Annotated in this window: 11 protein-coding genes and 1 pseudogene; 2 read left to right on the top strand and 10 right to left on the bottom strand. The window is 52.1% G+C overall.

The genetic code is table 11. The features are described from left to right. Positions 1-134: 134 nt before the first annotated feature. From J3P35_RS04380 to ruvX, 10 genes are all read right to left on the bottom strand, one after another. Positions 135-683 (bottom strand): REP-associated tyrosine transposase, encoded by a 549-nt coding sequence (locus J3P35_RS04380; RefSeq protein WP_210463145.1) that lies wholly within the window; start codon positions 681-683, stop codon positions 135-137. A 343-nt stretch (positions 684-1026) separates the two neighbouring features. After that, complete coding sequence (locus J3P35_RS04375; RefSeq protein ID WP_210463144.1) at positions 1027-1488, bottom strand: hypothetical protein; 462 nt, start codon at positions 1486-1488, stop codon at positions 1027-1029. Positions 1489-1608: 120 nt separating this feature from the next. After that, positions 1609-2808, bottom strand: a complete 1200-nt coding sequence (locus J3P35_RS04370; protein ID WP_210463143.1) for a homogentisate 1,2-dioxygenase — start codon at positions 2806-2808, stop codon at positions 1609-1611. A 291-nt stretch (positions 2809-3099) separates the two neighbouring features. Beyond that, positions 3100-4752, bottom strand: a complete 1653-nt coding sequence (locus tag J3P35_RS04365) for a S41 family peptidase (protein WP_210463142.1) — start codon at positions 4750-4752, stop codon at positions 3100-3102. A 138-nt stretch (positions 4753-4890) separates the two neighbouring features. After that, the gene (locus tag J3P35_RS04360) at positions 4891-5619 is read right to left on the bottom strand and encodes a hypothetical protein (protein WP_210463141.1); all 729 of its coding nucleotides are present in this window, start codon (positions 5617-5619) and stop codon (positions 4891-4893) included. Positions 5620-5750: 131 nt separating this feature from the next. Next, positions 5751-6491, bottom strand: a complete 741-nt coding sequence (locus tag J3P35_RS04355) for a hypothetical protein (protein WP_210463140.1) — start codon at positions 6489-6491, stop codon at positions 5751-5753. Between the two features lie 120 nt (positions 6492-6611). Next, the gene (locus J3P35_RS04350; RefSeq protein ID WP_210463139.1) at positions 6612-7562 is read right to left on the bottom strand and encodes a zinc dependent phospholipase C family protein; all 951 of its coding nucleotides are present in this window, start codon (positions 7560-7562) and stop codon (positions 6612-6614) included. Positions 7563-7711: 149 nt separating this feature from the next. Beyond that, entirely contained in the window at positions 7712-8128 is a 417-nt protein-coding gene (locus J3P35_RS04345; RefSeq protein ID WP_210463138.1) for a hypothetical protein, read from the bottom strand. Positions 8129-9101: 973 nt separating this feature from the next. After that, positions 9102-9668 (bottom strand): peptide deformylase, encoded by a 567-nt coding sequence (gene def / locus J3P35_RS04340; RefSeq protein WP_210463137.1) that lies wholly within the window; start codon positions 9666-9668, stop codon positions 9102-9104. Then, complete coding sequence (ruvX, locus tag J3P35_RS04335) at positions 9665-10084, bottom strand: Holliday junction resolvase RuvX (RefSeq protein ID WP_210463136.1); 420 nt, start codon at positions 10082-10084, stop codon at positions 9665-9667. The genes def and ruvX overlap by 4 nt, the downstream gene beginning before the upstream one ends. A gap of 192 nt (positions 10085-10276) precedes the next feature. Here ruvX and J3P35_RS04330 point away from each other — a divergent pair, with 192 nt between their 5' ends. Both J3P35_RS04330 and J3P35_RS22265 read left to right on the top strand, forming a co-directional pair. Continuing rightward, complete coding sequence (locus tag J3P35_RS04330; RefSeq protein ID WP_210463135.1) at positions 10277-11842, top strand: serine hydrolase; 1566 nt, start codon at positions 10277-10279, stop codon at positions 11840-11842. Between the two features lie 301 nt (positions 11843-12143). After that, a pseudogene (locus J3P35_RS22265) lies at positions 12144-13340 on the top strand (M16 family metallopeptidase); the annotation flags it as partial. Between the last annotated feature and the right edge of the window lie 109 nt (positions 13341-13449).

The raw sequence follows: 13449 nt of genomic DNA, 5'->3' as shown, positions 1-13449 counted from the left end.
GGAAAGGTAGGGATAGAAAGGAGTTTCTTTTTGGCGGTGTTTTTTGGGAAATGGGCGGAAAACTCGCACCTCCCGCAAGTTTAGCGACAGCGTAACTTGTGGGTAACCATGGCGGAAGTTTATCAACTTCCGTCCTACTCTATCAAAATCACCTCTACCAAACCTTTCACTCCAGCATAATCGCGGGCACTACTGTAGAGATAATACTCCGGCTCCTCCACCCAGCCTGCCACTACCGGGTTGTTGTGAAGATAGGCCAGTCTCTGCTCCAGCATTTCATTGCTGCTTAACTCAACAGGATGGTTTGCCTGCTGCCAGAACTGGTACTTTGTATTGTTTGGATTTCGTCTTCCCTCCCGCTCAAACATCCAAAGCATCCATTCTCTTCTACTTTCCTGGATATTTTCCTCAATGGCTTTGGTCAATTCTTTAGAAGTGTGCCGCTTCAGATCTCGTAAGATATCTTCTAGCTTCTCTCCAGTTGAGCCAATGATAAGATGTACGTGATTAGACATAAGGCACCAGGCATACACTTCCAAGCCTTTGTGTATAATGCAGTACTTCAAGCTCTCAACAAATATGTCTTTGTAGTCACGGCGGGTGAACACATCAATCCAGTGCACGGTAGCAAAGGAGACAAAATACAGCTTATGTTGGTCTCTGATTTTGTAGCTGCGGCTCATAGAACAAGGTAAGTTTATAAACTTACCCCAATGGCCACCCACAAGTTACGCTGTCGCTAAACTTGCGGGAGAGATATTCGATCTAAGTCCTTCTCCATTCCAGGCATTTTGCTCAAGATTGAGTTTATATCAAAGCATACAAGGTCCTTAGCACTTCAAATGAGCCATATAGTATCATCCCAATAGAAACAATATACATCCCTATCCCATGACCATACTCATCTTTATATCCATTTTTCTTCTCTCCTTATAGGTAATAGAAAGAAGTTATGCCAATTACCAGTAACAGTACCCCTATGAAAAAATCAAACCAGGCCATCCATTAATTAATCAAAACAAAGTGCTAACCATTAGTAAACCGCATTATTTGAAACCTACTTCGATAAAGTTTCAGAATGATAAATAGAGGAACAAGGTTTATTGATAACTGCGCGGGTAAGGAATTAGAAAAAGCAAAACTACATTTAGCTGCTAAAAACTCGAACTCCCATATAATTTTCCAAGGTTCAAGTATTGAAAGAGAAAGCAGAACTCCTGAGTTAAATTCAAGCCTTAGTACCGAGGTTGAGAAACCAATTATTTGGAGCCCCTGCATGACATAAGTGAACATTAGTGCATGGGGAATTTCATTTAAAAGCGCTATTCCTGCAAAAAAAACTAAAGCATAAAGTATCATGAATATAAAGCAAGCCACTTCTCCCTCCCGTGATAAATCTGACTCAATAAAAAATGCACTAGAATATATAAGAGAGAAAAGCCCGCCTACAATCTGATACCATGCAGTAATTTTGATAAAATTATACACTCTCAATTGTTTAACTACTTGAAATAAATGTAATAAAAAAGCGGAACAGCCCCTCTTTGCAGAGGGTTTCCGGCTTCAAATTCCCTTCCAGCCAGATTTCCTCAAAACACTCTTAAAACCCTACTCCATCATATCTGCGGGGCGGGGCGCCTGCGGGGTTACGTCTGGGTTCCAGCTCATGGGGTAGTTCTGGTCCAGCAGGTCCAGGGCATCCATGGTGAGATAGAGCGGTTTGAAGGTGTCAATCATGACGGCCAGTTCATGGGTCTCTTTTTTGCCGATGCTGGCCTCCACGGTGCCGGGATGCGGACCGTGCGGCAGGCCGCTGGGGTGGATGGTGAACGAGGCGATGTCTATGCCTTTGCGCGACATGAAGTTACCGGCCACGTAGTACAGGATCTCGTCTGAGTCTACGTTGGAGTGGTTGTAAGGCGCCGGGATGGCCAATGGATGATAATCGAACAACCTGGGCACGAAGGAGCACACCACAAAGCCTTGCGTTTCAAAGGTCTGGTGCACGGGCGGTGGCTGGTGAATACGACCGGTGATGGGCTCAAAATCGTGGATGGAGAACGCGTAAGGGTAGAAATAGCCGTCCCAGCCCACCACATCCAGCGGTGAGAAATCATAGTGGTACTGGTGCAGGAAACCTTCCTTCTTGATCTGAACCAGGTAATCGCCGGGTTCGTTTTCTACCAAAAGTTCATGGGGCGGCCGGATGTCGCGCTCGCAGTAGGGGCTGTGCTCAAGCAATTGCCCGAAGTGGTTGCGGTAGCGCCGCACGGTTTCTACCGGGCTGAAACTCTCGGTGATGAGCAGACGCACCGGTCCTTCGTTCCATTTCCACTGGTGGATGATGGTTCTGGGAATGACCACGTAATCGCCGGCTTCCACTTCAAGGCGGCCCATCTGCGACCGCAGTTCCCCGGAGCCTTCGTGGATGAAGACAATCTCATCTGCCAGGGCATTCTTATAGAAGTACGTCATCTCGCGCTCGCGCGGAAGGCAGATGGAGATGGTGCAGTCCTTGTTCATCAGGAGTGTCTTGCGGGCGCCCAGGTAGTCCTCGCCAGTAGATTCACTTTTAAACGGTTTAATGTGGTAAGGCGCCAGCGGCACATCTGACTTCACCGGTCCGTAGGGCACCGGCTCCCCAATTTTGGTGATCCTGGTGGGCGCGTGCTGGTGGTAGAGCAGCGAGGAAACGCCCGAGAAACCCAATGTCCCCACCAACTGCTCATGGTAAAGACTACCGTCTGGTTGCCTGAACTGCGTGTGCCGCTTGCGCGGAATGTTTCCTAACCGATGATAATAGGCCATACCTTTTCAATGAGTGAAGGAGTGATGGATTGAATGTCTTTAAACACGTACGCAATGCGGTTTCCAAAGCGATGAATTATTCACCCAGTCTAAAGGTCTTCTGCATTTAAGGCCTGTTTTGGCTAAACCGGCTTTGAAACAGAAATATCCTGCAAGGCTGCGGCCAGGTCTGCCTTCCTTCCGGAGTTCGACCTCGGCTTTAGAGCGAATAAGTTATCACTTCCTCTCCCATAAAGCAAAAAGCGCAACAGGAAATCCTGCTGCGCTTTCAATCTATTCTGCCCGGGAGTTTTACTTCCCTAAGCTGATGTGCTTGGCCTGGTCAAAAAGCCCCAGGGCCCGCTGAAAATCAGGATCGATCTCGTTGAGGACCGGGTAGAAACCTTCGGCTTCGTAACGGCTGCGGGCAATAAAGGCCTTGAGGTTGTTGCGGATGGTTTTCTCAGACCTTTTCAGCTCCTTACTATCCACCTTTATGGAAGCGCGCTTGGCTTCTTTCAGGAGCCCCTGCATCATGGTCTCCGAGATCTGGAACGACTCTTGGAAGCTGGCCAAAGAAGTATTCTCCAGCTGCTGCCGATGATCACGGAAGTAATTAAGGGCATACTCGCGCAGCACGTTCTTGCGGTATAGCTCGGTTAGCAGGTTGGTGTTGTCAGTGGTGTCACGCGGTACGAACACGTCTGGCATAATACCTCCGCCGCCGTAGACAATGCGTCCATGGCTGGTCTTGTACTTGAGCGAATCATTGAACTTTATGCTGTCCTGGCTGAAGAACTCGCCGTGCTTGTAGCGGTTGGCAATGTCCATCTCGTAATCCTCGGCAGACTCTGGGTCATACGGTTTCTGGATGGAACGGCCGCTTGGCGTGTAGTAGCGGGAGATGGTCAGGCGAAGCTCCGCGCCGTCAGAAAGGGGAATAGGCACCTGCACCAAACCTTTCCCGAAGGAACGGCGACCCACGATCAGGGCGCGGTCATGGTCCTGCAAGGCACCGGCCAGAATCTCGGAAGCAGAGGCGCTGCCCTCGTTGATCAGGACAATCAGTTCGCCCTGTTCAAAATCACCTTTCACCTTAGCGTAGTAGTTGGCATCGTACTTAGAGCCTTTGCCGTCTGTGTACACCAGTTTCTTGTTCCCGGCGATGAACTCATCGGCCATGCGGGTAGCGTGGTCCAGGTAGCCGCCGGGGTTATCACGCAAATCCAGGATGAGGCGCTGCAAGCCTTGTTTCTTCAAAGCGGTCAGCTTGGATTTGAATTCCTCATAAGTACCGTTAGAGAAACGACTCACTTTGATGTAACCGGTCTTGTTATCTACCATGTACCCCGCATCCACGGATACGGACGGAATTTTGCGGCGCGTTACTGTGAACTGCACCGGTTTGGTCTCATGCGGACGCAGTACCGTCAAATTCACCTTGGAGCCTCTTGGGCCCCGTAGCTTTTTGAACACCACCTCATTAGAGATATTCACACCGGCAATGTTCTCGCCGTTCACCTTCAGGATTTTGTCACCCGCCTGGATGCCCACCTGCTCAGAAGGTCCTCCGCTCAAAGGCGCAATCACGTACAGCGTATCCCGGAAGATGTTGAACTCCACCCCAATGCCGTCAAAATCGCTCTCCAGGTAAGAATGGGCCAGGGTGAGGTCTTTGGACGGAATGTAGGAAGAATGCGGGTCCAGCTTCTCCAGCATCTTGTTGATGGCGTACTCAGAGAGATGCTCAGTGTTCACCGTGTCCACGTACTCACGGTCAATGTAGCTCAGGATCTCCCGGAACTTAAGATAGCCCCGGGCGGTACCCTGCGGATTGTTGGAGCTGGGCTGGAACAAGGTGGCGCCCACCAAGATACCCACGGCCATGGCCAGGCCCAGGAAGAGCGGCAAGCGTACCTGAAACAAGGAATTCTCTATTTTCTTAGGCTCTGTTTTCTCAGTCATATATTATACTAATCATATTAACACAAAAGAAGACTCATCTTATAAGATATTGACTACTTATCAGTTGCCCACTTCAGTCAAAAACAAATCTTCCTTCATAATACAAAATACAACTCAGTAAAGTTGCCTTCACCGGGCTTATGCGTTTGCAGATAGTTTCTGCGCCATTTTCCTGAGCTCACGGGCGTACACCTGGCGGTAGTTACCGTTGCGGGTGGTGGTATCTGCGGGCGACAGGATGGGGCGGGCCTGCACTCTTTTGGCCGTACCCAAGGCGACCTCGGCAATCTGCTTATCAGACCAGTGGCCTTTGAGCGCCCGCAGACACTTGTAGATCAGCTCTGAATCCTCAGATTTGGCTTCCACCAACTGCTCTGTATAATAAGCAATGGTGAGCAGCACGCGGGTATTGCCCATGTCCTGGTAATAGTGCGGGAACAGTTCATGCCGCAGCATCTCGTTGGCGGCCTGCTGCTGCAAGACAAACAGGTAATCTTTCTGCAGGTTTTGCAGCAACACGCCTTTTATATCGGCGTGCTTGTCGGCCCAGTTGGCTTCGCCGGCATGCGCCTCAGAGATACGGGCAATCTCCTCAAACGGATTTTCCTTGACTCCTTTGGGTGGGGTGAGGCCTGCGTATTTAGATCCTTTGGGATAGGTGATCTCGTACTCGGGTTCTTTGGCCCTGGCCGAAGCGGCAGTAGAGGCCTGGGCGTTGGCGGCCGCCACAGAGTCTGCGGTTTGCTTTTTCTCCCCTGTGGTGGTTTTGGTGGCCATGTCGCGGAGCATTTTCTCGCACGAGGTAAGGCTTAAGATACTAATACAAGCCACTGCCAGCACGGCACGGCTACGAAAGGAATGAATCATGAAATGAATTATAAACCAAAGTTTTAAAGTCAGGCACCAGCAACTATATCCTTCCTCTCACTCCTAAAGTAATGCTTTAGGTGAGCCCTCAAAAAGGATTAGGGTAGAATATTTATTCACGTCTTATCCACTTAGCTATCCACCCGCTTGTCCACAGGCTTATCCACTTTGCCGGGGCTTTTCAGGCGGCTGGCCATCTTCTTCAGCTCGCGGGCGTAGACCTGCCGATGGTACCCATTGGTGGTGGTTGTATCTGCCGCAGCCTGCTTTCCGCGGGCCTGTACCCGGGTGGCGGTGGAAAGGGCAGCCTGAGCTAGCTGCTCCTCAGGCCAGTATTGTTTAAGCGCCCGCAGGCACATATAGATCAGTTTAGCATCCTCAGACTTGGCCTCCAGCAACTGATTCGTGTAAAAACCTATGGCCTCTAACATATTAGGCTGCGTGGGATCACTGTAGTAATGGTGGAAAAGCTCATGGCGCAGCATCTCGTTGGCGGCCTGTTGCTGCAACACAAACAGGTAATCCTTGCCGGCGTGGGCCAGCAGCAGCTGCCGCATATCGGTGTCTTTGCCGGCGTAGTCCCTTACTTCCCCATTGTCGTTCACAATCCGCTGCACCTCCAGGAAAGGATTGGGCGTGATGCCTTCCGGAGGCGTGAGGCCCTGGTACTTGGAGCCCGCTGGGAAAGTGATGGTGTACTCCGACTCTGGCACCACCTGCGCGCGGATGGGCGCTGAGGCCTCCACTTTGGTGGACCTGAAGCCCGGCCAGTTCCCGGCATCGGTGTCTGGGTTCAAGAAGAACCGCTGCACCACCAGGGTGGCCAACCCTAGGGCAATCAGGAATACGTCAACTCTATAGCTCTTATCCATGTGCGGGCCTCCTGTCATAAGATGCGCTGCTTCTGTTTCTCTGCGTCTGTTTCTCTTTTCCACAAGATGCGTTCCGGGCCTGTTTTCCATAAGACAGGGGTAAAACGCACCAACTCCTGTTTACCGTGCCTCGTGCTCGCCGGTCTGGTACTCAATTTTGTTCTGCTCCAGTTGCTGCTTTTGCTCAGGCGTAAGCGGCGCCAATTGCCTAAGGTCGGGCTGACCCGCGTTTACCCAGGCGGTGTACCAGTAACTGGCCACCAGGTGGATAGCCAGCCGCATCTGCCGCTCAACCTGACCGTGCAGGCCCCGGTGGTAAGCCTGGCTGAACGCGCGGGAATAGACTTTGACTGTGGAGGCGCCGCGCTCCTCCAGGCTGTATTTCTTGTCCTCAGAGAAGGTTTTGGTCAGTTGTTTCTCCACGGAGAAGACCGAATCCAGGGCAGCGTTGGACCGGGCGACAATCTCCCACGCCATGCGGCCGGGATTAGCCAGGTGCTGCGGCGGCCCTATGAAGAAATCATATTCCGGGGCCCAAAGTTCCGGCAGACGGCTTTCCCATAGCCCATGGATACCCCTTTGATTGGTGAACTGACCGTTGTAGTTGTGGGTGGTGTGGAGAGGCACGCAGGCATCAGCTACGTAGTGGCCCAACTCCGCCGAAAGCCGCAATAGACGCGGGACATCATGCTCCTGAAAAGCTTGGGTGAGCTGGTACTGCACCAACCCGATGTGCCACGGCACAATGCCGTGCCGCTGCAGGGTATCCGGGCCAAATTTCTGCACGGCATCATCCCAGCGGCGGGGCAGTTTGTAGGCAGCGCTGTCTCCGTACACATCCAGGTCAATAAAATGGCGGGCACCTTCCTCCGGCACGGTATACCGTCTCTTGTCCGGGGCTACGGCCTGTTCCACCAAGTACGGCAGGTGCTGCTTGTAAAACCCGATCATCTCAGTCGGAAGGGTGTACACGGCCTGCTGGTTGATGCGCTGGTGCGCGTAGAAGCCCCAGGCCAGGGCAACCCGTTGCAAGCCAAGCAAAAGCACCAGAAGCAGAAACCGATTTCGCATGCAGTAATATACGAGTTCAGGGCAAAAGAAAGGGCCTGTCTTTCAGGCTTCTTTTCCTGAAAACAGACCCAAAGCAGAATGGTAAATTTGTAATCAGACCAAGACCGGACGTTTAGCGCCGGTTTTAAAGTGAACAGGGCTAAAACCAATCAGAGTTTGGCGCTTTTCTTAGCCTGCAGGTAATCTTCTTTCTTGAATATCTTAATGCCGTAGTAGTTGATCTGCTTGTAATCATAGAGGCGCGCCACTATCTGCTCATCGGCGTAATCTGTGTAGGCGTCCACGAAGTCAAGGCCTTCTACCTGCTCCCCGGCCTCCAGCACGGCCATATCGCGCTGCTTCACGTTCTTCCTGATTTTGTCAAAGGTAGGTCCGCCCTGGGTGTTGTAAAGAATCCGGTTGGGGCTGGTGTCACTGTAATAAAGGATACACCAGGCATCGGCGCCTTCCCCCTCGGGATTATAGGCCCAAACAGCCTTGCCCATCTTGCCCTCACTGGGACTCACGTCTGATTTAGACACCCAGCCTTTGCCCTGCAGGAAACCACCGATCTCCTGTTTACCCATGCCCTGCAGCTTTAGAAGCTGCTCAAGGTTCAGACTTTGCCCCGCACAGGTGAGAGAGAGCAATACAAATAACGGAAATAGAAAGAGCTGCTTCATACTACTTTCCTAATTATAACTACCTGTAAGTAAGTTACATCATTTTACTGAGAAAAGAAAGCGTGAGAAGCGTCATGTATCTGAGTAAGGTTGGAAAGTCCCCATAGATGCAAGTGCAAAGGCAAAATAAGAGTTGCTTGGAGGTAAGCACCGGTACTGCAGGGCCAATCTGGAGATTGGCGGCACAGTGGCTGCGTAGAGTGCTATGCTAACTCTACGCAGAACAGGGATTGTAGGGGCACCTCTGATGGGTGCCCTTTCCTGTAGCTGCTGATAGTTGCCAGCTATTTCCAGTAGTTGCCATAAATTGCGGTGGATCCGTAGGGAGGCAAGGCGGTGCATGGTCTCTACATTTCCAAACAGATAATAACAGGCAATTCTAGTGTTATCCTCCCGTCCGAAGGACGATGAAGGTATTGCAGCGGCTCTAGAGCAAAGGCAGGCACATGCAGCGAGGCGGAGGTTGGGCGCGTGCGTAACCCAACCTCCGACGAGCCCAGGCAGTGGCTTCTCAAATTGCAATGGCGTAAGTTCACTATGCAATAAATAGCGGCAGCGGGGTGTCACAGAGAATGAAGAAAAGACTGTTTGAGCGTCAGCGAGTTTCTTTTCTTCTTGATTCTTTTGGTTACTTTTCTCATCAAGGAGAAAAGTGACAAACCTCCAAACGGAGAAACAAGCGCCGGAGGTAGAGTAAGAAGGTAGTTGGGGGTAAAGACCCAGAAAGTACCTTTGAGGCTCACGACTCACTGCAGTTGCAAACTGCAACCCACGGTAGGTCCAAGTTGAAAGCTTGAACCAGAAGAGAGATCTTAAAACTAAAAACCTCCCAGGTCTGCCAGACCTGTGAGGTTTAAAGAAACTACAAAACAGTTAATTACCGCTTACTCAACCCAGCAAACTTCATGCGGTAATCGGCGTCTACGTCGCCTTTGGTGATCTTGGTGAGTTTGCCTTTGAGCAGGCGCTTCTTCAAAGCTGAAAGATGGTCCGTGAAGAGGATGCCTTCAATGTGATCGTATTCGTGCTGAATCACGCGGGCGGTCACGTCATCAAACTCCTCAATGTACTCTTTGCCTTCCAGGTCATAGTAGCGGATCTTGATGCGCTCCTGGCGCCACACTTCCTCCCGGATGCCAGGGATGCTGAGGCAGCCTTCGTCAAAGCCCCACTCCTCGCCGGACTCCTCCAGGATGGTGGGGTTGATGAACGCCTTTTTCACGCCCTGCTCTTTTTCATCCTCGTCCATGAAAGGGTTAGAATCAATCACGAACAGACGGATGCTTTTGCCTATCTGCGGGGCGGCCAGACCTACGCCGTGGGCGTGGTACATGGTCTCAAACATGTCTTCAATAAGCTTTTCCAGCTCAGGGGAATCTAAGGGAATGTCTTTGGCTCTGGTGCGCAGCACCGGATCGCCGTAGGCAACAATAGGGTAGATCATAGATATTGTCTGCTCTCTAGGTAACTCTGTAAAATAATGGTGGCGCTGATCTTGTCCACGGTCTCTTTGTTGGCGCGGGCTTTCTTGCCCAGGCCGGCATCTATCATGGTCTGGAACGCCATTCTGGAGGTAAAGCGTTCATCATGGGTGATTACTTGTTTGTCGGGGAATTGTTTCTTCAGTTTCCGCACGAAGCCCACCACGTGCTGGGTGTTATTGGTGTCTGAACTGTCCAGGTGCTTGGGCATGCCCACCACAAAGGCCTCCACCTCCTCTTTCTGGCAGTACTGCGCCAGAAAGGTATGCAGGTCCTTCGCATGCACCGTGTCCAGCCCCGAGGCGATGATCTGCAGCGGATCTGTGACCGCCAGCCCCACCCGCTTCACGCCGTAATCTATGGCCAGTATGCGCCCCATGTATCGGTTTTTACGTTGTTTTCCGGAAATGGGCCTGGAAACAGCGCAGGCATTCTGCTTTGCATGGTTATCGGCCCCGGAATGAGGGCAAAGGTAGCGCATTATTCTGAAAACCCGACTTCTCCGGCTGCGGGCCAGTTTCAACCAAACGGTCTTTTGTGTATCTTGGGAGTTAAATCGAATCTCTCACCCATGTCGCTTCTTTTTTCCGGCCGGTCTCTCCGGCTCACTTTCTTGGCACTCTTCCTGTGGTGCCTCTCCTACCCTGTTTTTGCCCAAGCCGATCTCCAGAAACTAGATGCCTATTACCAGAAAGCCCTTAAAGACTGGAACGTACCGGGCATGGCTATTGCTATCGTGAAAAACGACTCGGTGGTGTTTGCCAAAGGCTATGGCGTACGCGACCAGCAGAAAGGCGGCGCCGTGGATGCCAACACCATCTTCGGGATTGCCTCCAACACCAAGGCCTACACCGCCGCCGCGCTGGCCATGCTGGTAGACGAAGGCAAGCTCAGCTGGGATGACCCCGTGACCAAATACCTGCCGTACCTGCAACTCTATGATCCGTACGTGACGCAGAACCTCAACGTCAGGGATCTACTAAGCCACCGCGTGGGCCTGCAGACCTTCTCCGGCGATCTGCTCTGGTACAACACCACTTTCAGCCGCAAAGAGATCCTGGAGCGTGCCAGATACCTCAAGCCCGCTTACCCTTTCCGGGCCGGATATGGCTACTCCAATCTCATGTTCATCGCCGCGGGCGAAGTGATTGAGGCCATCAGCGGAAAACCCTGGGAGCAGTTCATCCAGGAGCGCATCTTCAAGCCACTGGGCATGACCCGTTCTTACACCTCGGTACATCAGTTGAAAGGCTTGGAGAACGTGACCACCCCGCACGGCAATCCTAATTCTGAAAACGGAAAACCCGTGCCTACCGTGCTCACCGCCTGGGACAACTGGAACCCCGCCGCCGGTATCTTCACCAGCGTGCTGGAAGATGCCAAATGGCTCAAACTACAACTGAACCGCGGTACCTATAAAGGCCAGCGCCTGTTCTCTGAAAACGCCTCACATACCATGTGGACCATGCACAACCCTACCGTAGTGCCGAAGGAGATGGAGAAAATCAACCCTTCTGTGCATTTCAGGGGAGCTGGTCTGGGTTGGATGCTCAATGACTACCAGGGCAGGAAAATAATAGCCCACAGCGGCGGCCACGAAGGCATGAACAGCTGGACCACATTGATACCCGAGGAAAAGCTGGGCATCGTGATCCTGACCAACAGCATGAGCAGCATCATGTCGCCCATTGCCAGCTATACCATTGACCAGTTCCTGGGCATCACCAACGGCCGCGACTGGAGCCAGTTCAGCCTGGACATGGCCGCCAAAGCCAGAGAAGCAGAAAAAGCTACCGAGGCCAAAGCTCCGAAAACGAAAACCGCCAAAGCCAGACTCACCCGCAGCCTCAGCGACTACGCCGGGACCTACTACAGCCCTCTGTACGGGGATGCCACCGTGACAGTACAGAACGGAAAACTGGTGTTAAGCCTGGCATCGGCTCCAGCCCTGGGCGGCGAGCTTTCCCTTCACCAACCTGACATCTTCAACCTGGCCTGGAAAAACAACTTCGCGCTACTCACGCCTACCAAAGCCCGGTTCCTTCCTGGCCCTGATGGTTCTATTTCTGAGTTGCGCTTAGACGCCAACAACCCAGATTTACATTTCTCGGAGCTGGAGTTCAGCCGCAAAAAGTAGGTGATTCAAGAAATTCGGCCCTTAAACAGGAAGCCTGCGCCTACCTACAGCCAGGTTTCCTGTTTAAGGGCCGAATTCAGAAAAAGAGGCAAATAACAGGGAGAACTGTAATAATCCGTCCCTCCCCTCGACTAAGAAAATACCCCCTGCGGTAGGTCCGGGCCTTAAAGCCCATCTACCTCAACTTAAATCATTAACTATCATTTGTTTACAAACTCGCTCTCTTTTGTGATAAGTGGGAATAATTCCATATTATTATAAGCAGAGTCATCCTTTTACCCAACCCAAACAAACTATTCGCATGTCAAAGAAGAGCACTCTGGCAATCTTGCTGGCTGCCGCCATGTTAACGCAGGCCCAGGCCCAGACTAAAGCTACGCCAGCCAAGAAAGCCTCTACTACCACCACTAAAGCCCAGCAGGGTGGTACTCGTAAGTTAGAGACTGTTACCCGCAAGAGCGGCGAACTGGTGATCCCTTACGAGAAATACCAGTTGGCCAACGGCCTTACCGTGATCGTGCACGAAGATCACTCTGACCCCATCGTGCACGTGGACGTGACCTACCACGTAGGCTCCGGCCGCGAAGAGGTTGGTAAGTCTGGTTTCGCGCACTTCTTTGAGCACATGATGTTCCAGGGATCGGACAACGTAGCCGATGAGGAGCACTTCAAGATTGTCTCTGAAGCCGGCGGAACCCTGAACGGAACCACTAACCGCGATAGAACCAATTACTTTGAAACCGTTCCTTCTAACCAGTTAGAAACTGCTTTGTGGTTAGAGGCTGACCGCATGGGCTTCCTGTTGGATGCCGTAACTCAGCAGAAATTTGAGGTACAGCGCGAGACCGTGAAAAACGAGCGCGGACAGCGCGTAGACAACGCCCCTTACGGCTTGTCTTACGAGAAAATGAGCGCCGCTTTATATCCGTACGGTCACCCTTACTCCTGGACCACCATCGGGTACATCGAAGACCTGAACCGGGTGAACGTAAATGACCTGAAGAACTTCTTCCTGCGCTGGTACGGACCAAACAACGCTACCTTAACCGTGGGCGGTGACGTAACCCCGGCCCAGGTGGTGAAATTGGCCGAGAAATACTTCGGCTCCATCCAGCGCGGACCAGAGGTTAAGAACCAAAAGCTGCCTGCCCCGGTATTGGCCCAGGACCGTTACATCTCCTACGAGGACAACGTGCGTTTCCCGCTGGTGCAGATGACCTTGCCAACCGTGCCGGCCAATCACCCGGATGAGCCTGCCCTGGATGTACTTTCTGATATCATTGGTGGTGGCAGAACGTCCATTATTTACCAGAACATGGTGAAAACGCAGAAAGCCAACCAGGCCGGTGCGTACCATTCCACTTCTGAGTTAGCCGGTGAATTCACGCTTTCTGCCCGCGTGCTGCCTAACCAGAATCTGGCTGATGCCGAGAAACAATTGCGCGACGCCATTGCGGAGTTCGAGAAAAAAGGCGTGACCGATGAGGACATCGCCCGTTACAAAGCTTCTTACGAGGCTAGCGTGATCAACCGCATGTCCAGCGTATCTGGCAAGACCTCTACCCTGGCGGCCAACCAGTTCATGACCGGCAACGCGAACCACCTTG

Source organism: Rufibacter roseolus (assembly GCF_017916365.1).
In the GTDB taxonomy this organism is placed as follows: domain Bacteria; phylum Bacteroidota; class Bacteroidia; order Cytophagales; family Hymenobacteraceae; genus Nibribacter; species Nibribacter roseolus.
This window is presented reverse-complemented; position numbering and strand designations above follow the sequence as displayed.

Bases quoted from the DNA above. Each gene is read 5' to 3' on its own strand.
- J3P35_RS04380 (WP_210463145.1), bottom strand. From the start codon at position 683: ATGAGCCGCAGCTACAAAATCAGAGACCAACATAAGCTGTATTTTGTC.
- J3P35_RS04370 (WP_210463143.1), bottom strand. From the start codon at position 2,808: ATGGCCTATTATCATCGGTTAGGAAACATTCCGCGCAAGCGGCACACG.
- J3P35_RS04365 (WP_210463142.1), bottom strand. From the start codon at position 4,752: ATGACTGAGAAAACAGAGCCTAAGAAAATAGAGAATTCCTTGTTTCAG.
- J3P35_RS04360 (WP_210463141.1), bottom strand. From the start codon at position 5,619: ATGATTCATTCCTTTCGTAGCCGTGCCGTGCTGGCAGTGGCTTGTATT.
- J3P35_RS04355 (WP_210463140.1), bottom strand. From the start codon at position 6,491: ATGGATAAGAGCTATAGAGTTGACGTATTCCTGATTGCCCTAGGGTTG.
- J3P35_RS04350 (WP_210463139.1), bottom strand. From the start codon at position 7,562: ATGCGAAATCGGTTTCTGCTTCTGGTGCTTTTGCTTGGCTTGCAACGG.
- J3P35_RS04345 (WP_210463138.1), bottom strand. From the start codon at position 8,128: ATGGGTAAACAGGAGATCGGTGGTTTCCTGCAGGGCAAAGGCTGGGTG.
- def (WP_210463137.1), bottom strand. From the start codon at position 9,668: ATGATCTACCCTATTGTTGCCTACGGCGATCCGGTGCTGCGCACCAGA.
- ruvX (WP_210463136.1), bottom strand. From the start codon at position 10,084: ATGGGGCGCATACTGGCCATAGATTACGGCGTGAAGCGGGTGGGGCTG.
- J3P35_RS04330 (WP_210463135.1), top strand. From the start codon at position 10,277: ATGTCGCTTCTTTTTTCCGGCCGGTCTCTCCGGCTCACTTTCTTGGCA.